22 protein-coding genes and 1 tRNA gene are annotated in these 22,724 nt (G+C 49.2%); 10 read left to right on the top strand and 13 right to left on the bottom strand.

Features of this window, described 5'->3' with window-relative positions; all coding sequences use genetic code 11:
* Positions 1-764 precede the first annotated feature (764 nt).
* Complete coding sequence (locus ACFQRK_RS05130) at positions 765-2,621, bottom strand: von Willebrand factor type A domain-containing protein (protein WP_379004314.1); 1,857 nt, start codon at positions 2,619-2,621, stop codon at positions 765-767.
* A gap of 77 nt (positions 2,622-2,698) precedes the next feature.
* On the opposite strand from ACFQRK_RS05130, the gene ACFQRK_RS05125 reads away from it, so the two are divergent.
* The 3 genes from ACFQRK_RS05125 (at position 2,699) to ACFQRK_RS05115 (ending at position 5,210) form a co-directional block, all read left to right on the top strand.
* A complete protein-coding gene (locus ACFQRK_RS05125; RefSeq protein ID WP_379004312.1) occupies positions 2,699-3,277 on the top strand; it encodes an RNA polymerase sigma factor in 579 nt (192 codons plus the stop codon).
* Positions 3,264-4,571 (top strand): carboxypeptidase-like regulatory domain-containing protein, encoded by a 1,308-nt coding sequence (locus tag ACFQRK_RS05120; protein WP_379004311.1) that lies wholly within the window; start codon positions 3,264-3,266, stop codon positions 4,569-4,571. The genes ACFQRK_RS05125 and ACFQRK_RS05120 overlap by 14 nt, the downstream gene beginning before the upstream one ends.
* Before the next feature lie 75 nt (positions 4,572-4,646).
* A complete protein-coding gene (locus ACFQRK_RS05115; protein ID WP_379004309.1) occupies positions 4,647-5,210 on the top strand; it encodes a hypothetical protein in 564 nt (187 codons plus the stop codon).
* On the opposite strand, the gene ACFQRK_RS05110 is transcribed toward ACFQRK_RS05115, so the two are convergent.
* Together ACFQRK_RS05110 and ACFQRK_RS05105 are read right to left on the bottom strand one after the other, a co-directional pair.
* Positions 5,200-6,621, bottom strand: a complete 1,422-nt coding sequence (locus ACFQRK_RS05110; protein ID WP_379004307.1) for a DUF1501 domain-containing protein — start codon at positions 6,619-6,621, stop codon at positions 5,200-5,202. The two genes, ACFQRK_RS05115 and ACFQRK_RS05110, sit on opposite strands and share 11 nt — an antisense overlap.
* A 5-nt stretch (positions 6,622-6,626) precedes the next feature.
* On the bottom strand, positions 6,627-9,122 hold the full coding sequence (locus ACFQRK_RS05105) for a DUF1549 domain-containing protein (RefSeq protein WP_379004305.1): 2,496 nt from the start codon (positions 9,120-9,122) through the stop codon (positions 6,627-6,629).
* A gap of 211 nt (positions 9,123-9,333) precedes the next feature.
* Between ACFQRK_RS05105 and ACFQRK_RS05100 the strand changes: the two genes are divergently transcribed.
* The 3 genes from ACFQRK_RS05100 to ACFQRK_RS05090 all read left to right on the top strand — a co-directional run bounded on the left by ACFQRK_RS05100 (position 9,334) and on the right by ACFQRK_RS05090 (position 10,493).
* Positions 9,334-9,723: a hypothetical protein gene (locus tag ACFQRK_RS05100; protein WP_379004303.1), complete on the top strand. Its 390-nt coding sequence runs from the start codon at positions 9,334-9,336 to the stop codon at positions 9,721-9,723.
* A gap of 81 nt (positions 9,724-9,804) precedes the next feature.
* A tRNA-Ser gene (locus tag ACFQRK_RS05095) sits at positions 9,805-9,892 on the top strand.
* Between the two features lie 202 nt (positions 9,893-10,094).
* Complete coding sequence (locus tag ACFQRK_RS05090; RefSeq protein ID WP_379004301.1) at positions 10,095-10,493, top strand: cupin domain-containing protein; 399 nt, start codon at positions 10,095-10,097, stop codon at positions 10,491-10,493.
* 13 nt (positions 10,494-10,506) lie between these two features.
* On the opposite strand, the gene ACFQRK_RS05085 is transcribed toward ACFQRK_RS05090, so the two are convergent.
* Positions 10,507-11,679: a tetratricopeptide repeat protein gene (locus ACFQRK_RS05085; RefSeq protein WP_379004299.1), complete on the bottom strand. Its 1,173-nt coding sequence runs from the start codon at positions 11,677-11,679 to the stop codon at positions 10,507-10,509.
* A 107-nt stretch (positions 11,680-11,786) separates the two neighbouring features.
* Between ACFQRK_RS05085 and ACFQRK_RS05080 the strand changes: the two genes are divergently transcribed.
* Positions 11,787-12,086, top strand: coding sequence for a hypothetical protein (locus tag ACFQRK_RS05080; RefSeq protein ID WP_379004297.1), 300 nt, complete (start codon positions 11,787-11,789; stop codon positions 12,084-12,086).
* Positions 12,087-12,226: 140 nt separating this feature from the next.
* A complete protein-coding gene (locus ACFQRK_RS05075) occupies positions 12,227-13,054 on the top strand; it encodes a phytanoyl-CoA dioxygenase family protein (protein ID WP_379004295.1) in 828 nt (275 codons plus the stop codon).
* Here the strand turns inward: ACFQRK_RS05075 and ACFQRK_RS05070 are convergent.
* From ACFQRK_RS05070 to ACFQRK_RS05060, 3 genes are all read right to left on the bottom strand, one after another.
* The gene (locus tag ACFQRK_RS05070) at positions 13,051-13,908 is read right to left on the bottom strand and encodes an AraC family transcriptional regulator (protein ID WP_379004293.1); all 858 of its coding nucleotides are present in this window, start codon (positions 13,906-13,908) and stop codon (positions 13,051-13,053) included. The two genes, ACFQRK_RS05075 and ACFQRK_RS05070, sit on opposite strands and share 4 nt — an antisense overlap.
* Positions 13,909-14,144: 236 nt before the next feature.
* Positions 14,145-14,951, bottom strand: coding sequence for an alpha/beta hydrolase (locus ACFQRK_RS05065; protein ID WP_379004291.1), 807 nt, complete (start codon positions 14,949-14,951; stop codon positions 14,145-14,147).
* A 61-nt stretch (positions 14,952-15,012) separates the two neighbouring features.
* Positions 15,013-15,903, bottom strand: coding sequence for a hypothetical protein (locus tag ACFQRK_RS05060; protein ID WP_379004289.1), 891 nt, complete (start codon positions 15,901-15,903; stop codon positions 15,013-15,015).
* 67 nt (positions 15,904-15,970) lie between these two features.
* Here ACFQRK_RS05060 and ACFQRK_RS05055 point away from each other — a divergent pair, with 67 nt between their 5' ends.
* The gene (locus ACFQRK_RS05055) at positions 15,971-17,314 is read left to right on the top strand and encodes an MBL fold metallo-hydrolase (protein ID WP_379004287.1); all 1,344 of its coding nucleotides are present in this window, start codon (positions 15,971-15,973) and stop codon (positions 17,312-17,314) included.
* Positions 17,314-17,811, top strand: coding sequence for a rhodanese-like domain-containing protein (locus ACFQRK_RS05050; RefSeq protein WP_379004285.1), 498 nt, complete (start codon positions 17,314-17,316; stop codon positions 17,809-17,811). The genes ACFQRK_RS05055 and ACFQRK_RS05050 overlap by 1 nt, the downstream gene beginning before the upstream one ends.
* A gap of 9 nt (positions 17,812-17,820) precedes the next feature.
* Here ACFQRK_RS05050 and trxB read toward each other — a convergent pair whose 3' ends face one another.
* From trxB to ACFQRK_RS05020, 6 genes are all read right to left on the bottom strand, one after another.
* Positions 17,821-18,774 carry a thioredoxin-disulfide reductase gene (gene trxB / locus ACFQRK_RS05045; protein ID WP_379004283.1) on the bottom strand — a complete coding sequence of 318 codons (954 nt, stop codon included), beginning with the start codon at positions 18,772-18,774 and terminating at the stop codon, positions 17,821-17,823.
* Positions 18,775-18,870: 96 nt separating this feature from the next.
* Entirely contained in the window at positions 18,871-19,866 is a 996-nt protein-coding gene (locus ACFQRK_RS05040; RefSeq protein WP_379004281.1) for an exonuclease domain-containing protein, read from the bottom strand.
* 217 nt (positions 19,867-20,083) lie between these two features.
* On the bottom strand, positions 20,084-21,379 hold the full coding sequence (locus ACFQRK_RS05035) for a serine hydrolase domain-containing protein (RefSeq protein ID WP_379004279.1): 1,296 nt from the start codon (positions 21,377-21,379) through the stop codon (positions 20,084-20,086).
* A 114-nt stretch (positions 21,380-21,493) separates the two neighbouring features.
* Entirely contained in the window at positions 21,494-21,718 is a 225-nt protein-coding gene (locus ACFQRK_RS05030) for a hypothetical protein (protein ID WP_379004277.1), read from the bottom strand.
* Positions 21,715-22,119: a hypothetical protein gene (locus ACFQRK_RS05025; protein ID WP_379004275.1), complete on the bottom strand. Its 405-nt coding sequence runs from the start codon at positions 22,117-22,119 to the stop codon at positions 21,715-21,717. The genes ACFQRK_RS05030 and ACFQRK_RS05025 overlap by 4 nt, the downstream gene beginning before the upstream one ends.
* 21 nt (positions 22,120-22,140) lie before the next feature.
* Positions 22,141-22,689, bottom strand: coding sequence for an RNA polymerase sigma factor (locus ACFQRK_RS05020; RefSeq protein ID WP_379004273.1), 549 nt, complete (start codon positions 22,687-22,689; stop codon positions 22,141-22,143).
* Positions 22,690-22,724 lie beyond the last annotated feature (35 nt).

Genomic DNA, 22,724 nt, shown 5'->3' with positions numbered 1-22,724 from the left:
GTAACCGTAAACTCACATTACATCAGCCAGTTCCTGGTGATGTGCTTTTCTCCTCCTATGCCGTCCCTCAAAATTATCTGGTTACGCCAGATGCTGCTGTGTTTATAATCGAGCGATCCTACTTTGTTTTGGCATGTTACTTTCCATGCCCCTACGCGCGGTTTGCTGAAGGCAAGTATAGAAAAAAAACGTGTACGTAAACGAGGAATTTTAATTTTTTTGCTGTCATCCTTTACGGCAGCTTCAATTTCCTTCCCTATGTGCCTTTCTCCCGCTATACAGCCGCTGTCCCTTCGCTAAGCTGCCGCTTCTCGGCCTTTTTACGGCAGTATATGCGGGACATAGGGATTAGCGCCTGAAGGAAGGGTAAGGGAAGGTTGGCTGACGCATGGACGGCGCCGGCTTTCCGGAGACCGGTACATTAATGCCCGACTTTCTCCCGACTTTCTTGTGCCTTTCTCCTGCCATCTGCTATGCCGTACGTAAGCGGTGCCTAACGTGTACCTAAGGTATTAATAGATACGGCTTAGTCGTACCTTAGTCGGTTTATAGTAAATGTCAGGAGAAAGGCAAAAAAAGGTACGAAGTTAATCACCTTCAAATGTCCGTCGGAAGACTGCACCCGGCCTGGCGAAAGTGATGGAAATGTTGTCGCACATTGTGCCGCATTGAGTGTTTCCGTTGACATCCGTTACATAAATATTGGCTAAGCTGTTCGACGAGGCAAACCGATTGGCGAGCAGCCCTAAACCCAGTATGGGATTTTACCGGTGACTTGCTGCAAGCAGCTTCGCACTTTCCGCCAAGCGGATAAATTCGGCCCGGTACCCTTCACCGTCCTCGCCTTTGGCACCTCGAGCCCGGGCGATCAGCTGGTTATAATCTGCCTGCTGTTTATAGTCCGAATCGCGCAGCAGCATACCCAGTTCGGCCACGGCACTGGCAAAGCGAAAATCCTTGGTAGCGCTTGCCAAAGCTACAGGCTTATCGACCACGGTTACTTGTTGCAACCGACTTTTGTCGCCGTCGGGATCTTTATATCGAAACTTAACAGTGGCCACCTCGCGATGGTTGCTCGCCGATGGCCGCGCTTTCACGGGCTGGTATTTCAACGGATCTACGTCACCGGGGTAGGTGCTCTTCACCCCTGCGGGCACGATTTCGTAAAGTGCCGTGACCGTATGCCCTACTCCCATGTCGCCACCGAGTTTTTCGTCGTTGTTGAAATCTTCCTTTTCCAGCAAGCGGTTTTCATAGCCCACGAGCCGATAGGCCTGCACTTTCCCCGGATTGAATTCGACCTGTACTTTCACATCTTTGGCGACCGTAAAAAGCGTGCCGCCAAACTCAGTAACCATGGCTTTGCGAGCCTCGGTGCTGTTGTCGATATAGGCGTAATTTCCATGGCCCTGATTTGCCAATAGTTCCATCTTGCTGTCCTTCAAATTTCCCATGCCGAAGCCCAGCACGGAAAGGCTTACGCCGCTCTTTCTCTCCCGTGTAATGAGCTGCTCCATGTCACTATCGCTGGATGGGCCTACGTTGAAGTCTCCATCGGAAGCGAGGATGATGCGGTTATTTCCTCCCTTAATAAAATGTTGCTGGGCGATGCGGTAGGCCAGCTGCAGGCCTGCGCCCCCTGCCGTAGATCCAGCCGCATGCAGCGCATCGATTGCGTCTTTGATTTTGGTTTTCTGACTCCCGGGCGTGCTTTCCAGCGCTACGTCGGCCGATCCGGCATAGGTGACAATAGCGACCTGATCGCGACAGCGGAGTTGGTCCACAAGCATTTTCATGGATACCTGCGCCAAGGGTAGACGGTTACTTCCCATCATAGACCCGGATACGTCGATCAAGAATACTAGGTTGGATGGAGGTAGTTTCTCGGTGGGAACCGATTTTGCTTTTAGGCCAATACGCAGCAGCTGATGTTTGGGATTCCAGGGTGCTATGGCCAACTCGGTATGAATAGCCACCGGCTCGCTGCCGGTCGGTCCCGGCAGCTCGTATTGGAAATAGTTGATCATTTCCTCGATCCGGATGGCATCCGTCGGCGGCAATTGCCCATTATTAATGAACCGGCGGAAATTGCTGTACGAAGCGGCGTCTACATCGATGGCAAAAGTGGATAGCGGCTCCTCGAGGGGATTGAAGAAACGATTTTCCGTGATCCCCTTGTAGGATTCGGTGTCGACAGGCCGAGGCATACGGCGGATATATGCCGCATCAGCGGTACCCCGGATACGGATACCAGCGGTATGACCGGCCAAAGCCTTACCGGCAAGTGCGCGATAGCCGATGGTGACTGTTTCTTCCAACGAAACTTTTGACGGATTCAGCTGAACGTCCAAGGGTGCCTGCTTCCCGATCTTTATCCGTTTGGTATCATATCCAACATAGCTGAAAATCAGGAAATTTCCGGCTTCGGCAGAAACTGAATATTTCCCCAGGGAATCGGTTTGGGTGGCGGTTTCGGTGCCTTCTACGAAGACAGAAACACCGGCGATTGCTGCTCCGGTCTGTTGGTCATACACCCTGCCACTGATAATCAGCGGCGTGGTGGACCGGAATCCGGCCAAGGATAGCGTCAGCAATGTTGCAAAAAAAAGGATCGACTTCATAACCATAAATTTTGGCGAAGGATGCACGGTGTCGGAGATTTCCATAAACCGTGAAAAAAAACTAATTTCACCCGGCAATGGGTTGGTTAAGCAAGTCCAAAAAGAAAGAAGATGACGACGATGTGCTCCTCAGGCGCTATCGCGAGACCGGCGATTTAGCCGTTCTGGGCAGGTTGTATGACGCGCATGCCGAAATGGTCTATTACGTATGCATGCGTTATCTACAGGACAGTGAGCGAAGTAAGGATGCGGTCATGCAAATTTTCGAGGAACTCATTCACAAGGTCAATAAGCAGGAAATTCAGAAATTCGGCAGTTGGCTTTATGTGCTTAGCCGCAATCATTGCCTCATGCAGTTGCGTTCGGAAAAAAACCGGCAGCAGATTTCTATTGACGATTATGTGGAATTTCCGATGCCGATGCATCCGGAAGACGACGCAGGGGAAAAAGAACGGCAACTTTCTGCGTTGGAACGATGCATGGAACGGCTGCCGGAAAAACAAAAACGGAGCGTTGATTTGTTTTATCTGAACGAAAAGTGCTACAAGGAGATAGCTGAAATCACGGGATACAGCATGAACGAGGTGAAAAGCTATATCCAGAACGGCAAGCGGAATTTAAAACTGTGCATGGAGGCGAGCGATGGAAAAAGGTAAGGTGGACATTGGATTAATAAAGCGATACCTTCGCGGGGAGCTCAGCCCCCGCGAAATGTATGCATTGGAGCGGCAGGCGCAGGACGACCCCGCGCTGATGGATATCATACTGGGGATGGAAGGCGCGCCCGAAGATGTACACGAAGGTAACCTCGAAGCCATCCGCAAGCGCATGGTTGCTCGCACAGGACAGGGCCGCGTGCGTAGACTCAGTTCTGCCCAGCGCTGGGCCATCGCAGCATCGATATTGGTAGCCTTTACGCTTAGCACCTGGTGGTTCACGCAGTGGCGCTCGTTTGAGCAAACGCCCGCAACCGCATCGGTACCGCCGGAGGTGGACGAGCAGCTGGGCACCGATGAGCGGCAGCGTTTGGAGCGGTACGCTGTCCCTGAATCCAGCGACGAAACCACCACAGCCGAGCAGGCGCCGCAATCCGAAGAACCGGCATCTCCCGATCGCTCGGATCGGATAGCGATGCAAACCGAAAAACAAGCACAGTCCATGGATACTGCGGACGAAACCGTAGTAGTGGTCGATTACGGTACTCAGAAAAAATCGGAATTGATAGGTGCGGTTGCTAGCAAGGAATCGGCCCAGACCGGTGTTGTTATGCGCACACAGGTGGAAGAAATCGATACGCAAGCACAGTTAAACGAGCGGGCCCTGGCGGCACGTGCACCCGGTATCCAGTTGCATGAAACCGGTAGAAAGGCTACAGATTCATCCACATCAATCCGGATCCGCGGCGTTAGCCGCCATGGGAAACCGGATACCATCACGGGCAAGGTCGTGGACGCGGAAACACAAAAACCGTTATCGGGTGTGACGGTGGAACTTGCTGAAAACCATACGGTAATTACCGACTCATCCGGTCTGTTTGCCATCAAGGGTCCCATTGGTGGGTTGAATGCTGAATTCTTGGGCTATGAATTGCAAGGGATAAAGATCGCGGATAAAGATACTATTATCTTGCTTATGGAACCGTCCAGGACGTCTCTTGACGAAACCGTGGTGGTTGGTTATGGAGCGGAAGTAATCAAACCTGAGCCGTTAGCGGGCTGGCGGGCGTACCATCGTTACCTGAAGCGGGGTGTCGGGCAAGCTGGTGGGTTTAAAGGCACCGTGCATTTAACCTTCACCATTGATGACAACGGATGTCCCATTGATATCCAGCTTGTCCAAGCAACCGACCCAACCTTGGGAAAAAGGGTTACCGAGCTGGTCAGCGATGGCCCGAAATGGAAGCTTGGCAAAAACGGTGAACGGAAAGCCGAATTGCAGGCGACGTTTTGACACCTCGCTTCGTGCTCACCGTTAATGAATGTTAAAAAATGGGCGATGCCCCGCAAGCTGCATATCTTTGCCGCTATGAGACATCGTGTATCCCTACCCATCGGCTGGCTGCTCCTTCTGCCCTTTTTAGTATCGGCTCAGCCGGCTGATGACTGGGGTGCCTTTGCTCAACGCGTTCCGGTGGAGGCGCATCAGGGCAAACATTTCCGGCTTCAGGCGGCCGTAAAGGTTGAACTTTTGGATTCGACGGCAGAAGCCGAGATCTGGGCGCGGGTCGACCGGAAGAACAAACGTACCGGTTTTTTTTACAACATGATGGATAAGCCCATTCGAAACAGCCAATGGCAGGTATATGCCATTGAAGGAACCATCGATCTGGATGCGGAATTCCTGGCTTTTGGCGGGCTCTATAGCCGTCGAGGCCGATTCTATTTCGACGACTTTCAGTTATTTGTGGAAGACAGCGACGGAACCCTCACCCGTATACCCATCCCCTCCGGCGATTTTGAAGGCGATAGCGTGGCGCATCATTGGGGATACCTGAAGCAACACGATGCATTTACACTTTCCGGTACCGGAGAATCTCCATATCTAGGCAAGCGATCCGCAGTGGTAGACGGTTCAGACTTCAAGAACTAAAAAATTCGAGTTCCGGTTTATGTACGCCATCCGGCGTCGTATAAAATGGTCGGCCTTCGATAACCGCGTGTTTTTGCGGATCAATACCCAGGGCATGATAGATGGACTGGTGCACCTGTTCGATGCGTATGGGCTTTTCGATGGTTTTGCAGGGACGCTCATCCGCAGTTTTTCCGTACACGAATCCCTTTTTAATGCCACCGCCGAACATGAGCATCGAACACCCGTCGGTAAAATGCCGGTGCATCCCGTAGTTTTTAATGTCGTTGATAACATCGGGTTGATCTACCTGGTGTTTTACTTCGGCGCCGGGGCGGCCTTCCATAACCATGTCACGGCTGAATTCGCTTGCAATGATCACCAAAGTACGGTCAAGATGTCCGCTGCGGTCCAGATCTTTGATCAGCTGGGCTACCGGCGCGTCAATGAGCTTTTTCATATCTCTTGCACGGGTATGTCCGTTTTCGTGTGTATCCCAGCCCATAAACGGTTCGTATTCAGTTGTTACACTGATAAACCGCGCCCCTTGCTCGATCAACCTGCGTGCCATCAGGCAGCCAAGACCAAACCTCCCGGTGTTGTAGATGTCGTAACTTTCCTTCGGTTCGTCGTGCAGGTCAAATGCCTTAGCTTCGGGCGATTTGAGCAACATGTAGGCTTGTTCCATCGATCGCTTGAATGACTCTTTTTGATAGTCACTACCATAGGCTCCAATGGCGTTCTGGTTCAATAGATCTGTGTACAGCTGATTACGCCGTTCAAACCGGCTGAACGACATCCCTGCCGGAGGTTTTACCGCATCCAAGCCGGAAGAAGGATCAGGTATCATGAACGGACCGTATTCGCTGCCCAGGAATCCGGCGGTATGAAAAGCTTTAAGTTCTTCGGCCTCTCCCACAGTCATCCGTTGGCCGATGTCGATAAAGGCAGGGATTACCGGGTTTTTTGGCCCTAACTCCTGCGCGATCCAAGCGCCGATATGCGGAGCGGCTACGGTTTGCGGGGGCTCGTAGCAGGTATGCCAATGATATTGGTGCCTCGAATGAAGGATATGTCCCAAATCGGCTGCCACATAGGACCTTATCAACGTACCCTTATCCATCAACGCCCCGATGGATTCCAGTCCCTCGGAAAAATGGATGCCGTCAAGTGCTGTGGGTACGGATTTGAACGTACTCAATACACGATTCGAATCCAATCCCTTCTCAAAGGGCGTATATGCTTTCGGGTCAAACGTATCAGTGTGCGCCATTCCGCCGGCCATCCACAGCAGAATGACCGCATCGGCGCCGCCCTGTTTGCCGGAACAGGAACTTAGAAATCCAGAAAGCGGCGCTCCCGCGGCAAGTGCCGCCAATGTTCCGGCACCTGCCGTTTTTAAGAAATCTCTTCTATTATAGTAATGCTTCATGACTTTCACTCAATAAATTGAAACTCAGGCAATAATATGACAGCCCACAATAAATCCTCTACGGCATTGGTATCCACGCCGTTGGTTAATATCTCTTTTGCGATGCGCCGTTCATCCTCTGTAGGCATGCGTCCGAAACTTTGTTTGAATATTCCCTCGGTAAGTGATTCGGGGTTCTCATAACCGGCTGCCCATTTCTGTGCACCCGCTATCAGGGTTTCGTTCAGCAAGGCTCCGTTTGTTAGCTCCATGGCCTGCAGCAGAGTCGCCTGGCTTTCGCGCACGCTTGTAATGTTTTCGCGGCTTGGGCGGCCCAATGCAGTTAGAAAGGGATCGTTCTGCACGAAGGCAGCACGCACAAAAGGGTTCGTGTTTTTGAAACCTGCTTCATCGCCTTGGGGATTGTACTTAAGCGCCGCCACTGAATAGACCGGATGTACGACCATACTTACCGCATCGGCAAACTGCTCTGCGGTAAGTTTGCGCTTTAACATCCCGTTGAATACAAATTTATCGGTATTGATCGTCGCCGGATCAGCAACTGATACCGAAGGCAATTGATACGTTCTCGATGTCGTAATCAGGTAAAGAAGTTTTTTGATATCGTATCCCTGCTCGACAAAATAGACCGCCATCCAGTCCAGCAAATCTTGGCTCCAAGGTGCTTTGTCCATTTCATCGGTGGGGGCCACAATTCCCCGTCCCATCAATTGCGCCCATATACGATTCACCAACGTGCGATAGATCCGTCCATTTTCGGGCTGGGTGAGCGCTTTGGCCAGTTCTTCGGATTTCTGCTGGATGGAAGCACCGGCAGAAATATTTCCCAACTCAGGCCACAGCAACCGTGTATCCGCCATCTTTCCAGTCGGAATATCACATCGATTGATTTCCAATGGTTTTTCCGAAAAGATATTGGCGAATGCGTAGGCATCATCCAGCTTCCAATCGCTGACAAAACTATCATGGCATGACGCACATTTGAGATTGACCCCCAATAATGCCTGGGAAACGTTCTGTGCTGCCTGCATCGCCGTGGTTTGGCTGCTATTTACGGCTCCGCGCCATTCGATACCTTTGATGAACCCTTTCGATGCCTCATTGGGTGCAATCAGTTCCCTCACAAACTGGTCATAAGGCTTGTTGTTGACCAGCGATCTATATAACCAATCAGAGATGTTGAAACGTCCATTGGTGATGTAACCGGGGCCCGTATAGTCGTTGCGCAACAAATCATTCCAGAAGGTGGTCCAATGCGCAGCATAATCGTTATCCCGGGCCAATAATTCTTCCACCACGCGTTGGCGTTTGTCAGGATCGGGATTCGATTGGAAATCGGCCAACTGCTGAGGGCTGGGTGGCAGGCCAATCAAATCGAAATAGACGCGTCTCAGAAATACCCGATCGTCCACGACAGTAGGCCATGGAAGTTTGTTCTTTTTGAAGTATTCATTGACCCATAAATCCAAGGGATTTTCGAGTCCCGCTTCCGCTACCGGCAGCTGAGGGTGCCGTGGTGCTAGCGGCGCCACCCGGAAAATGCTCGTTGCTTGGTCTGGCCAGGGAGCACCTTTTTCGATCCAAAGTTTTATCAGGGCGATGTCGTTTTCACCCAACGGCTTGCCCTTTCCCGGCATTGCTTCCTTGTGCCCCGCCGGCAGCGTGATACGCCGCACCAGTTCGCTTTTCTGAACGTCGCCCGGAATGATAACAGGACCTGATTCACCTCCTTTGAATACCAGTTCCTTTTGATCCAGCCGTAGTTTCCCCTCGGTTTTGTCACTGCTGTGGCACTGAAAACAATGATGAGCGAGGATCGCCCGAACCGCCAGATTCAGATTCGTTTCCTGTTCGCTATCCAAGCTGTCCAAGCTTGCAAAAGATTGCCATTCGACCGGTGTTGAAGGACCACCGATGCCTGCTAGCGACTCATCGCCTTCCGAAGCCCACGGAGTGACGCTGAGTAAGTAATCCTGTCCGTGTGTGAGCGAACCTCCGTAGTGGCCGGCCACCGATACGCCAACCGTCGCGAGTATTAACAAGGCTTGATAAGCCTTTACGTAGGCTGCCTGCTTGCTGCGGATTCCCATCCAAAGAAATAGGGCGGTCAGTCCCCCCAATACAGCCGTGGCGATGCCGATCCACTGATGTGCCGCAAAGGTATCTCCGCCGTAGCTGCCGGACGAAGCCAGCAGCCACCCAAAAATAGCCGCTATGATGCTACCTCCCGCTCCGATGAAAACCAACCAATTGATGCCGGCACGTAGAGGCGATTGGAACTTGCGGAACGTCAGGATTTCCATAGCCGCAGCGATCAAGAGCAACGATACCGGAAAATGAACGATGATCGGGTGTAATCGCCCCAAAAACTCCCAGCCCCACCAAAGGTTTTCTGCAGACGTGGCTGTTTCTGTAACGACGGGTTCTGCAAAGACTACCGTAGTGTATACCAGAAAAGCGCTAACAGCTCCAATTATCTTCCCGTACCTAAAAAATGCCACGTTTTAGTTATTTTGGTTTATAAATATGCGGATAAAAATACGAAATACTTTTGACGGGTTATCCTGTGCTTTCCTGTATGCGTTTTCCGGTCAACCATCCGTTCCATGCCGACGGTTTCCCATCCGTATCTTTTGACTCGGTAATTCCCAAATTGGGGGCCAGATGTGGTAAGCTAACGATACATGTTTTGCCGGCACAATATTGACAAAAGTGAGAACGTTATTAACGATACAGACTGTGATTATCTATAGTGATTATTCGGAACAAATGAACTTAAAAGAGACATCCCGTAACCCATCGTACTTACCTGTCGCCTGGGAGTACCGGGAAGTGATTGAGGAGGAGATCGAAAAAAAGACGCAGGGTAAGATCTTTTATTTCTGTTCTGATGAAGGAATTTGCGAAGCTGAGGGCATTGTTTTACGTATGGAAGAAGAGAAAAATCAGGGGCTGTTTATTACGTTGAATACCGAAACCAAAATACGCGTAGATCGGATCATTACGCTGTTTGGTAAGCCCGGTGCCGCCTATGACGAGTATGATGCCTATGCAAATGCTTGTATGGATTGCATGGGCGGTTATGAGAAAGACGAACTTTAAGCGTATTTGCAACAGACAAAAACCAACCTTAGCTATTTTCATTTGAAATACTAAAATAAACGTTTACTTTTGCAGCCATTCGGAGAGGTGTCAGAGTGGTCGAATGAGCACGCCTGGAAAGTGTGTATACGTGTTGAGCGTATCGAGGGTTCGAATCCCTCCCTCTCCGCAACACAAAAGAAGCCCCGCAACGCGGGGTTTTGTTGTTTAAGACGGTGAGTCAGGCTTGCTTGGGCAAACGGACTAACAATAAAGACAACGTTCTATCACGTATATTTGAAGCCCATCCCTACTGGATCACAGGCCCGATATTCGTTGTTTTCTTTTGCATTTTACTATATTTACCTTAGTGTAAACGAAAGTCGGCAACCATGGAAGAAAAAATGAATGAATCGACGCCACAACGTCCGGAAGGAGAACGGTTGGTGGATGCACCTTTAGTGACTATCGACCTTCCAAAATTCATGAGGCAAATTAAAAGTGAACCCGCATGGCTGAACGGTACCCGGAATGCGATCACAGTTTTTAAGTCGGATCATATGCGTCTGGTACTCATTGCGCTGCATAGCGGTGCGGAACTCCCTACTCACACAGCAGATGGTACCATTAGTGTGCAGGTTCTGGAAGGAGATATTCAGTTCGGAACGACGGATGAAGCGGTGCAATTGCGGGAGGGCCAAATGGTTACCCTGCATGAGGGAATACCGCACAACGTCCGGGCGATCGCGGATAGTCTGTTTCTATTGACACTCGTCCCCCGTCCGAAGTAATGATACCATATGCCTATTGATTGGAAGACGGACGTAGTTCTTCTATCCGCTGCTTGACGTACGTACGGTATCGCTCTTCCGCTTTCGTTGGCTCCTGTTTGAGGTACAAACGGTAGTATCGTAAGGCATGGCTGGAATCATTCAATTTCCGGTCATAGATCACGGCGAGGCTGTAATAATGGAGAGGTATGGTTTCAAACTGAAAGCTCCGCAGGTAACTGGATGCGGCTGCGGAAGGCTGATTGGCGAGGTCATGGAGGTCGGCCTTGCGTCCGTAATAAAAGGCTGTGTTTGGCGAGACCGCCATTTCCAGCACCTTATCCATATACGTCAGACCTTGTTTGTATTGCTTCATGCCTTTATAGGCCATGGCAAGATAATAATAGTCTATCTCCCCCATCTCCTTATACAAGGCCACCAGGTGATTGTATGTTTTTTCACAATCCGCCAATTTATCGGTGTGAAAATATCCGCGGGCAAGTAGCGAAAGCACCTGTTGACTTTCGTCGCCAAGCGTACGCAATTGCTCGCCTATTGTGACCATTTCCGGGTAGTTCTTTCGCTTTTCGGCAACCCGAAGTTTACCTAATAGGAGTAATCCGTTGTCTGGATCCGTTTCCAACGCTAACTGCAAGACCGAATCTGCTTTTGCATATTGTTCGACGTTTACGCACAGCTGCGAAAAATTATAGGCAATATCGCTGTTTGAAGGCTGGAGATCATTTGCTCGTTCCAGATACGTGTAGGCCAGCCCTAGGTCTCCCTTCCTTTTCATTAATTCCGAAAGTGCTTCATACGCTGCAGCATGCGTCGTATCCAGTGCTATGACCTGTCGGTAGTATACCGTTGCTGGCAGATACTTCCGACGCTGCACATTGATGGTTGCCAAATTTAACAACGTCGAGATCCGTAAGCTATCCAATCTGTACAACCGGAGGTAGTAGCGCTCGGCTTCCGCATAATCACCTGCCATCCTGTAACAGTAACCCAAGCGGCCCAGTACTGCCGGATCAACGATTGTGTCGGAATAGAACGTTTTTAGATATTGAGCCGCTACCCGATACTGCTGGGTCTGGTAAAATTCGAGCAGTTTGTTGTTGTCGGGTTGCATAGGTTGTTGTGCATGTGCAATGAAGCCACAGAAACGTAAATAAAATTGAAAAAAGGCAAAAACCAACCATTTCATAGAGCCTCCGATATTATCAACTAAAACTTTCGCAATATAACTAAATTATTAGTTTATCAAAAACATTTTTCCCTATTTGCTGTTTAATCACAATAAAAACGGATGTTATGGATAAATTAAAGAAATTTGAGTTGATGGAAAAAATCGTCCGAGAATTGGAAGATTTAAAAAGAAGTGGACAAGCGGTATTGGAGAAAATCGGCAAAATCGAGGTGGATAACATCGAATTAGGCGATAGCCGGCTGGAAAAGATACTGCCGGACATCTACCAACGCACGGCTGAAAACTCCGACGCCATTACGGAACTGTTAAATGCTTTTGCCGAGACAACCGAGGACTTCGGGGCTAAAAATAATGTGGATCAGCTCCGCCAACAACAGGAACTAGAAGGAAACCGGAACGGATAAGCGATTACGGATTGGATTGTTTATCTTGTCCGGAACGAAAAGCATTTTTGATCTATTGGATAATATAATCCATAATTTGATTAACTTATTCATTGGTTACAGTTAGGTTGTTTCCGTCATTTGTTGTTATAAACACGAATATGATGGAAGCAGCCTTGAATGCATTGCCCAATTTGGACGATCGGTATGAGATCCACGATGAACACGTCCAAGAATTTAAGCGAAACGGTCATATACAGACGTTAAATGTACTGAATGCGGGAGAAGTAGCGGCGTATCGGCGCGTAATAAGCAGCGCCGTGAATCAACGCAACGAAGAAAAGCGAAGTCTGTCTGAACGCGATACGTATGGTAAGGCATTTCTACAGATAATGAATCTATGGCGTGTAGAGGACACGATCAAAAAATTCGTGTTTGCCAAACGCTTCGCGCACATGGCAGCTACCTTACTGGAGGTAAAAAATGTGAGGCTATATCACGACCAAGCACTTTTCAAGGAACCGGGGGGTGGTCCTACTCCCTGGCACCAAGATCAAAACTATTGGCCGTTGGCCACGAACAAAACAATCACGATGTGGATGCCTTTGGTAGACATTCCAAATCCGGAAATGGGAATGCTGACTTTTGCTTCCGGATCCCATCACAATGGAGCGGTATCCGATTTGGTGATCTCTGACGAATCAGAGGATGCATTTGAACAATATGTCCGTCAACATCGATTTCCGTTGGTTAGGCCCGCAGCCCTGAAAGCAGGGGACGCTACCTGGCATACCGGTTTCACCATTCACAATGCCCCCGGGAATCACAGCGATCGGATGCGTGAAGTAATGACGATTATCTATTACGCAGACGGCACAAGGATTTCGCCGCCGCAACATCAGTTTCAGGAGAATGACCTGAAAACCTGGTTGGACAATAAGGCTCCGGGATCACTTGCCGACTCACATTTGAATCCGTTGTTACTTTAGTGTTGGATAAACCGGCGCCGATAATCCGACGGACTGAATTTCATCATTCTTTTGAATGCGCGGTAAAAAAATGATACATCTGGAAACCCGCTTTGGAATGAAATTTCAGACACGGGCTTATCGGTCTGTGTCAATTGTTGTGCGGCGTAGTTGATTCTATATTCCATAACCGTTTCCATAAATGTCTTTCTGGTGGCCTTTTTGAAATACTTACAAAAAGCTTGCGGGGTCATATGGGCAAGGGATGCTGCTTTTTCCAAAGAAACCTTGCCTCGGTAACTTTCTACCAAATAAGCAAAAACAGGGCTTAATCGTTGTTGAGAAACGCTGTGCTGGATGGCGACCGCATTTTGCGGACTGAATACCGTACATGTTGGGGCTTCCGAAAGCTGTTGTAAAACTTCCAACAATCCGGTAAAGCGATAAAATTCCGTCTTTTGGTCCAAGATACGCAGTTGCTGCCCTATGCTTCCCGAAATAGAATTTTCAAAGCAGACGCCAATCGTTGCATATTCCAGGAATTTGGAGACGGCTGCCAATTCTTTTTTGGTTAACAACGTTGCTCCCAGCGTAGCTTCCGAAAACTGGACGACAATTGCTCCGGCATCAGATTGATCGGCAGGTTCCAGTTTCCAGCAATGGGGAATATTTGGACCAATAAGCACCAGGTCGCCCGCGCCGAAATCATTCTGATGGCTTCCGATATACCGTTTTCCAGTGCCATTGACAATATACGTTAATTCGTAGGCGGGATGAAAATGGTAGGGCGCCTCAAAAGCTTCAGGGCCGAAATTTCGCAACCAAAACGAGTGGTTGTCTTGGGAATGGAGGTATTCAAGGGAAGCCTTCAACATGATGTCTTATTTTATACAAGCCGCCGATTATGTGTGAATTACGGGTGCGGGGAAACAAAAAGCCCCGGTTACCTCACAGCCCCGGGACCTGTTTAAGTTTATAATTAGTTCGTTTGCGCAATAAAAATATGGAAAATTTATTGACTTTGTCAATAATTTATCCAAAAAAGTCAACATTTTTTACACTTTCGATTTAACTATTTGTTAATCAATCAATTTAACGAAGTCAACGATACTTATCGGCGAAAAATCGTATGGAAATACAGGAGTTGATAAACGATGGACTGCTGCCAATACGCCCAATTATGTGCGCCGGGCCCGGTGATATACATATGGGGAATGTTTCTGTCCAGCAGCTTCTGATGTAATTGTTCATTGACAGGATAAAAGAAATCACTCGTGCCACAGTCAATCACCAAGGCTAACGTATCCGGCGTGAGTTTGTGTAACTGATTGATTACCGTGTGTGCCTCCCATCTTTCGGGATGGTCTGCATACCTGCCAAGACGTTTGGCCATATCCCAGTTAAGTGGAAACGGACGAATATCCACGCCCCCGGCGGTACTACCCGCCGCCCCGTAGACATCCAGATGTCGCATAGCAAGATACAGCGCGCCGTGTCCACCCATACTCAGTCCGGAAATTGCCCGGCCTTTACGGCTTTTCACTGTTTTATAGTTACTGTCGACCCAATTCACCAGTTCCTGCGATACAAAGGTTTCGTATCGAAACGATTCGTCAATCGGACTGTCCCAGTACCAACTGCTGTATCCTCCATCAGGGCACACAATCATAAACTGGTACCGATCGGCGAGCTCTTTAATTTCGGGCACTTTGGTTACCCAATCCGCATAGTTACCACTGTACCCATGCAAAAGGTATACAACGGGCAAAGAATCGAGCGTCGCATAATTCTCTGGCACAATGACCACGGTTTTTACGGTTTTATTCATCACGCGGCTGTTCACGGACACGGTGTCTACCTGGCTTGCGTAAACGTCAGCCAGGCACAAAGTCGCCAGCAAAGTTAGTACGAGTTTCATTCGATAATTTGTTTTTTTAACACACGGAAAGCTGCTTGCATTATTTCTGTTCATTTGCTCATTAGTGATTTGATTGCCGCGGGTAAAAGTACAAAATAGCCGTGAAACCCAACGGGGCTTCACTTAATGTATAATAGCCCCGTCCATCCCGCGAAAAGGCGACCGCTTCCCCCTGCGGTTCGGGTCGATACGGTAACCGGACTGCCGGCCGTTTCAATGACTGCGGGATGGACTCACCGGGCGATCGTTGCCAATAAAAAACATTCAAAAGGTTCTTCATCAATATCTCGGTCCCATCTTCACTAAGATCTGCCGAAGTAATAAACGTATGGGGTAACGTGCCTACGTGCTTTAAAACCAATGTATCGGTCGGTGTTTCCGGAAAAACCGTCCGATAAATGCCCGATCGCAATTCTCGTTTGCTGATCACATATAAGTAATTGTCTATCGGATCGAAAAATAAGGATTCGGCGTCACGCGGGCCGTCTTCATACTTCAATACATAGGTGGCAATGTGTTCCCTTGGGATGGTATCGATTGAGATTTCCCGGCGGTGCATCACCGGTTCTTCAATCCTATGCACCTTTATATATGGGCGGCGACCTCCGTTGTCGCCGATATCGCCCACCAGCAGGTAATTTCGTTCCGACCGTGCCATCGTGCCAATGTCTTCCCAATCGCGGGCGGTAACTCCCTGCAAATAATAGGTGGCTTTAAGCTGTGCCGAATCGTCAATCAAAAATATTCGCGCTGCGTCGCCACTGTCGTTATGCGTCCAAAGGAAACCGGGATTTTTTACCGAGGTCACCAGGCCTGAAGCTTCATTGATTTCTGCATGAGAAATTTTGCCTTTCGCCCGGCCTTGTGTAAAAGGACTGTCGTCTTGCGCCCAGGCGCCGAATGCCGCCAGGCTACCTAGCATACACGCTACGAGTTTTTGGTCCAATGCCATGTGCCCAAAATACAAATTAAATCCACAAAAAACATTTGCCTATCTTTGTTTCGTAAATGCCACACAGATGAATGTACACCAATTTTATGACGAAGGACTGGCGCAGGCTTCCTATGCCATCATCAGCCAGGGCCAGATTGCATTGATAGACCCCGGGCGGGCCCCGAAACCTTACCTTGATTTCGCGGCGAGCCATCATGCACGGATATCCGTGATTATCGAAACCCATCCGCACGCAGATTTTGTTAGCTCGCATATGGAACTGTACGAGTTAAACGAAGCTCCGATTTACACCAGCAGCCTGACCGGTGCGGAATACCCCCACATACCCTTCGACGAGGGCGATCGCATTCCATTGGGAAATGTAGTGTTACAGGCCATTCATACTCCAGGTCACTCCCCCGATAGCATCAGTGTCCTGCTATTGGATGAACAGGGCCAGCCCCACGCCCTTTTTACAGGCGATACCCTATTTGTGGGAGATGTGGGAAGGCCGGACCTGCGGAAAGACGCAGGAAACATTCAGGCGGAAGCCGATATTCTTGCCCGGCAATTATACCATACAATACGTGAAAAGCTGATGAAGCTTCCACACAACGTACGGGTATATCCGGCACACGGACGGGGCTCGCTCTGCGGCAAAAATATAGGTGACGACCGCTACAGCACGATTGGCCGGGAAATTCGCGAAAACTATGCCTTTCAGCCCATGACCGAGGAAGCGTTTGTGGCGCTGATATTGGACCAGCTACCTTTCGTTCCGAAATACTTTCCATACGATGTGAAGCTTAACAAGCGGGGTGCAGCCCCTTTCTTGCCGAGCATTAAAGCAATCCCGACACTAACCGCCCTAACGGAGTTAGCATCCGGGATAATGATCGTGGATGGCCGTGCTGCGGAGCAATTTCGATCGGGGCATGTTCCGGGCTCCATCAACATACCGGATGGACCCCGATTTGAAACCTGGCTGGGGTCTATTATCAGTCCCGACGAAAGGTTTTATCTGCTGGCTGTCGATCAGGATCACTTGCGAACCCTGCTCGAAAAAGCCGCTAAGATCGGTTATGAGCAGTTGATCGAGGCAACGTTACCAATTACAGATGGTCCCTTGAAATCGGCGCATTTCGACCCCGCGCACTTTGCTGAACATCAACAGGAATACCATATCGTGGATATACGGACCCGCCAGGAATCGGCATCCAAGCCAATTTTTGAAAACGCAATACAGATTCCTCTACCGGAGTTGCGTGAACGCCTGAATGAAATCCCTACGGACAAGCCGATTGCGGTGCATTGCGCGGGCGGGTATCGTTCGGCCATCGGTTCCAGCATTGTGGCGGCGGCTTTGACCGGTACAGCCGTGGAGGATATGGGTACAAACATTGTGGATTTTGAACGAGCGGCCGACTAATGTGGAAGCTATTTGCGCTGGTGCACGTGATCTGCGGAGGCTTGCAGCAGGACTCAACGATTCATACCGAGTTTGCTGATCGGCTTAACAGTGTATACCGACACAGTGTACCCGCCGTGACGGTCGAAGAATTAAAAGTATTGATAAAACAGGGAGTTACCTTGCTGGATACACGCGAAGATGATGAATTCGAGGTAAGCCACATCCGGCATTCACGTCATGTCGGCTACATTTGGTTTGATATGCGAACCGTCTACGACATTCCGAAGACCGATACGCTTGTCGTGTATTGTGCGATCGGTAACCGAAGCGAACGCATCGGAGAAAAACTCCGAAAGGCGGGCTATCGGCATGTTTATATGCTGTTCGGCGGCATATATGAATGGATCAATCAGGGAAACCCCCTCTATAATAGCCAAGACGTACAAACCACCGAGATTCACGTGTATGATAAAAACTGGTCTCGATGGCTTGAAGCGGGTTCGCCGGTCTACTGACGAGATAGCTTATGCGATTGTATATTCCTTGGCTGCTAGATAGCGCTCGGCTTCCAGGGCTGCCATGCAGCCCGTTCCTGCGGCTGTCACCGCTTGCCGGTATATGTGATCCTGCACATCACCGCAAGCAAATACGCCTTCGATATTGGTGCGTGTGCTGTCCGGTTTTGTGATTAGGTAACCATTGGCATCCATATCCAATATCCCATGGAACAGTTCGGTGTTGGGTTTATGACCGATGGCGACGAAAAAACCGGTAACGGGCAATACGCTTTCTTCCAATGTTTGATTATTGTAAACCAATACCCCTGTCACGTTTTGTCCGTCCCCCACAATCTCTTTGGTCTCCGTGTTATAATGGATCACGATATTGGGGGTGTTTAACACACGGTGCTGCATGGCTTTCGAGGCCCGGAATTCATCTCGTCGCACCAACATGTGCACTTTACTGGCAAGCTTAGCGAGATACGTCGCTTCTTCAGCGGCTGTGTCACCGGCGCCTACGATCGCTATGTCCTGACCTTTAAAAAAGAAGCCATCGCAAACAGCACAAGCGGATACTCCGAAGCCATTGTACTTTTGTTCGCTTTCAAGCCCCAGCCATTTGGCGGTAGCTCCGGTAGCGATGATGACCGTGTCAGCGGTAAGCGTTCGCTCACCATCCACGACAACTTTATGCACATCGCCTGAAAAATCCACCGATGTGATGTAACCAAATCGTATGTCGGTCCCAAAGCGTTCTGCCTGTTTCCGAAAATCTTCCATCATTTCCGGTCCCTGTACGCCGTCCGGATAGCCCGGAAAATTTTCTACTTCAGTGGTCTGTGTCAATTGGCCACCTGGGACAATGCCCGTATACAATACGGGTTTCAAATCGGCACGAGCGGCATAGATCGCAGCTGTATAACCTGCTGGACCTGAACCGATAATTAGGCATTTAATATGTTCACTTTCTTGTGGCATGGTAAGAAGTCAAAGTCAAAACCGAGCTAATAAGCCCATCAAAACAAATAAAACGCAAAGATAACGGATTCGCCGAATCCATTCAACATCCCTTTGTCATTTCCCAAACTTCGCCTGTAGGCTTTTCAGCATATCATCGGTGATCGGTCCGGGCTTTTGCTTCGCCTGTGATTGCTGTTGGCGATGCGGTCTATCCGGGCGCTTGTCGGGACGACGAGGCGCCGTTGAGGTGGTTTCATTCGCGGCAGCTTCCTTCGGGGTAGGTGGTGCCTGGCGCTGTTGCTTCTGCTTAATACGGAACCGTTGCCATACTTTATCTACGCACTTTTTGGTGTATAATGGAAAATCACCCTGCATTATCCACGAGTAATAGCTAGGTTCTATGCTGAACACTTCTTCAACGGTTCGCCCTTTGTGCTTTCCAAAATTGAAGACCTCTTCCCCCTGCTCGTTGAATACCATTCTCCCGGCAAAGTCTACCGGACGGCTCAGATTTGTAAAATGATGCAAAGCTTCGACATCATTGACGACGGGAACGCATTTATTGCCGGTCTTGTCCTCCCATTCTACATCTTTATAGCGATCTAATTGGGATTTCAATACTTCATACGTGGCACGGACATCATCCTCGGCGCTATGTGCGTTCGTTAATTCTTGTCCGCAATAAAAACGGTAAGCCGCCTTCAACGTCCGCTGTTCCATCTGATGAAAGATGTTCTGTACGTCAACAAAACGTCTGCCCTCAAGCGAAAAATCGATACCGGCACGGATAAATTCTTCCATCAGCATCGGGATGTCAAATTTGTTGGAATTGTAACCTGCGAGATCTGCGCTCCCGATAAAAGCGGCCAAATCTGCGGCAACCTCCTTAAATGTAGGTGCATCTTTGATGTCTTCGTCATAAATTCCATGAAACATCGATGATTCCAATGGAATCGGGATCTCTGGATTTATTTTCAGTGTCTTGACGGCTTCGACATCTCCGGGAGAAACCTTTAGAATGGAAATTTCAACGATTCGATCCGTGGATACATTCACACCGGTGGTTTCCAGATCAAAAAAAGCCAACGGACGTTTCAAATTGAGGTTCATTGTTATTTGCTTTGCGGAATACGTTAGGTTTCGATATGTGGTAAATTGAAAATCAGCTAAATATAATAATACCTAATAGAATGCCAACTGCCATAATTACGTAAAGCAGTATTTCATTTCCGGCAAAACGCTTATACCTCGTCCAGAAGCTGTACTCTTCTCTTTCGGGTTGTTGGATTTCCATTATGGGACAAAGGTAAACAATATTTCTCATCCATCAATCATCGATGGCCGTTGCCACCAATTGTCTGAATTTCCAAGCGGTTTGATCATCTACAGGACCCTGTGTCTGTTTCATCAGGATGCCAATCGTCTGTTCTTTCGGGTCGGCAAAATATTGGGTATTGAAGTATCCGCCCCAAGTGAACGTTCCTTGACTGCCCTGTCCGCCTTTGGCCGACCCTTGTTCAGTCAACACACCGAATGCCAATCCATAGTATTGATCGGTTCCCATCAGATTACCAACCTGATTGGCTAGTATGCTGGCCACCGTGGTACGGCTGAGTATCCTTACGCCATTGAGTTCACCTCCATTGAGATACATCTGCAGGAAAGTTGCGTAATCTTTGGCTGAACCGACCAGGCCGGCACCGCCTGCGAAGAATTTGCGGGCGCCCGTAACCGGGTAATCTGGATCATAAAACGTTTTCGGGTAATTTGCCCACTGGCCATCCTTCCGATACTGGACAGCCACCAAGCGGTCTGCTTTGTCTTTCGGCAGGTAAAACCAGGTATCAGTCATACCCAACGGATCAAATAGCCGTTCTTTTAGGAAGCGGTCAAAAGGAAGCCCCGATACCACTTCCACAAGATAGCCCAGTACATCGAGACCCATGCTGTAAGTGAATTTTTCGCCCGGATCGTGATGAAGTGGCAACTTAGCCAATTTTTCCACCACACTTCCTATCGATACATCCGCCGTCGTAAACAGGTCCGTGGTACCCGCTTTCTGATAGATCAATTTCATGCGCTCGTCGCCGTCAATCACGCCATACCCCAGTCCCGACGTGTGCGTAAGCAGGTGCCTGATCGTGATTTCCTTGTTTGCCGGACGCGTTGTAAAACTGGTATCTGTGTACCGGAATGACTGAAGAACTTTCGGGCTTTTGAATTCGGGGATGTATTTGGATATCGGATCGTCCAACTGAAACCTTCCTTCTTCCCATAGCATCATGACGGCTGTTGCGGTGATTGCTTTCGTCTGGGAAGCGATACGGAAAATATCATCCACCTTTTGTTTCCGTCCGGTTTGTGCGTCGGCCGTGCCAAACGCCTTGTGATATACGATTTTGCCGTTACGCGCAATCAAAGCAACCGCGCCGGGGATCTGGCCGTCAGATACGGATTGTTGAAGCATCTCGTCGATCCATTTTAGTCGATCAGGCGAGATGCCTACATTCGCTGGCGCTGCTTCGGTGAGGGGTGCGGATTTTTGAATAGAAGGCGTTTGCGCAGCAAGCATAGATACGGCTGCCGCAAGCAGGAAGGTCCCAAAGATTTTCATTTGAATCATTATTCATTATCTATTTGCTCAATTGGTATTCGTGAGACCGCTTCGCTAACGGCGTACAGGAGATCGCCCCGCCGGTCATGTCATACATCATTCCGCTAATATAGAAAAACCGGGTTATAATTCGTATTCCAATTGTTCGTAGGCAATGCCCGCCTTCGCCAGAAGCTGCTCAATGGTCTGCGAATGATGCCCATGAGCCTCAATCCGAAGAATCCTGTCACAATCCTCCAGATCAAACGTCCACTGTTTGATCGAGGTATCCGCTTTAAAAAGCGCACTTACCTGCTGTACATGTAATGAACTGCTTACGTCGGTTTTGTAAATAAATACGCTCTTCATGGTCTGCTCTCGTTAGATTTTTCTCCGTTATCACGTACCTCGGGATGTTCAATAGCTTCTCCTCGTTCCGGTCTGGGTTCCCAGTGACACCAGCTTTCCCGCATGTAAGCTTTAAACCGCTCCTTATCGGTCTCGCCCATCCGGTCGAATTTTCTGCGCATGGCTGCTTTTTTCCATCGCGGACCGCCGCGTCCCGGGCCGCCCCCTCCGAATCCGAACAATAGCTTACAGAGAAAGAACAAGGCCATAGACTGCCAGAGATTGATGGTCCCAACCCCCAACAATGCCGGTAAGGTATAATTCCATAGGTGCATCACCACAAAACTTACCAGGAAAAGAAACCCAATGGCGAGGATGGGGATGAAAATAAACCGGATTCTACTTCTAAATAACCTTTTCATCTTTTTTTATTTATTACTTAATTATTTTGCTCCTAACTCATCATAGAAAATCTTCAACCGTTTCCGGAGATGCATGACAGCGTAGTGCTTGCGCAATATCAATTTGCCAGTCGGCTCCCCGGTGATTTCGGCAATTTCGGCGAAAGACAGTTGTTCCAATTCATGCCAGATAAACACTTGCTTTTGCGCGGGCGGGAGTTCTTCCAGGGCCTGCCACAACCGTTGCCATGCCATGCGGCCTTGGTACGCTGTTTCCGGATCGTCATCGGCTATCGGCGTGAATCGGCCGAATTGTGCCTCCTCGCGGTCGACGCCTGCTGCGGAATTCCAAGTCGATTCCGATTTCTTCCGCTTTTTGTCGATGATCCTGTTTTTTGCCACCCGGTACAACCAGGCGCCCACTTGTTCTACCGGCCGTGTATTGATCACTGCACTCAGTTGGTACCATACATCTTGCAGGATATCTTCCGCGTCGGCATCGTTGTGCACGTGTTTTCTAATGAAGCCGCGCAACCCTTTCGCGTAAGAAGTGACGGTTGCCGTTATTTTAACTTGCTTTTCATTAGTCATTTTACCTGCATCAGTTAACGATCTCTGGACCTTTT

The sequence above is a fragment of the Parapedobacter sp. GCM10030251 genome (assembly GCF_042666505.1).
GTDB lineage: Bacteria > Bacteroidota > Bacteroidia > Sphingobacteriales > Sphingobacteriaceae > Parapedobacter.
This window is presented reverse-complemented; position numbering and strand designations above follow the sequence as displayed.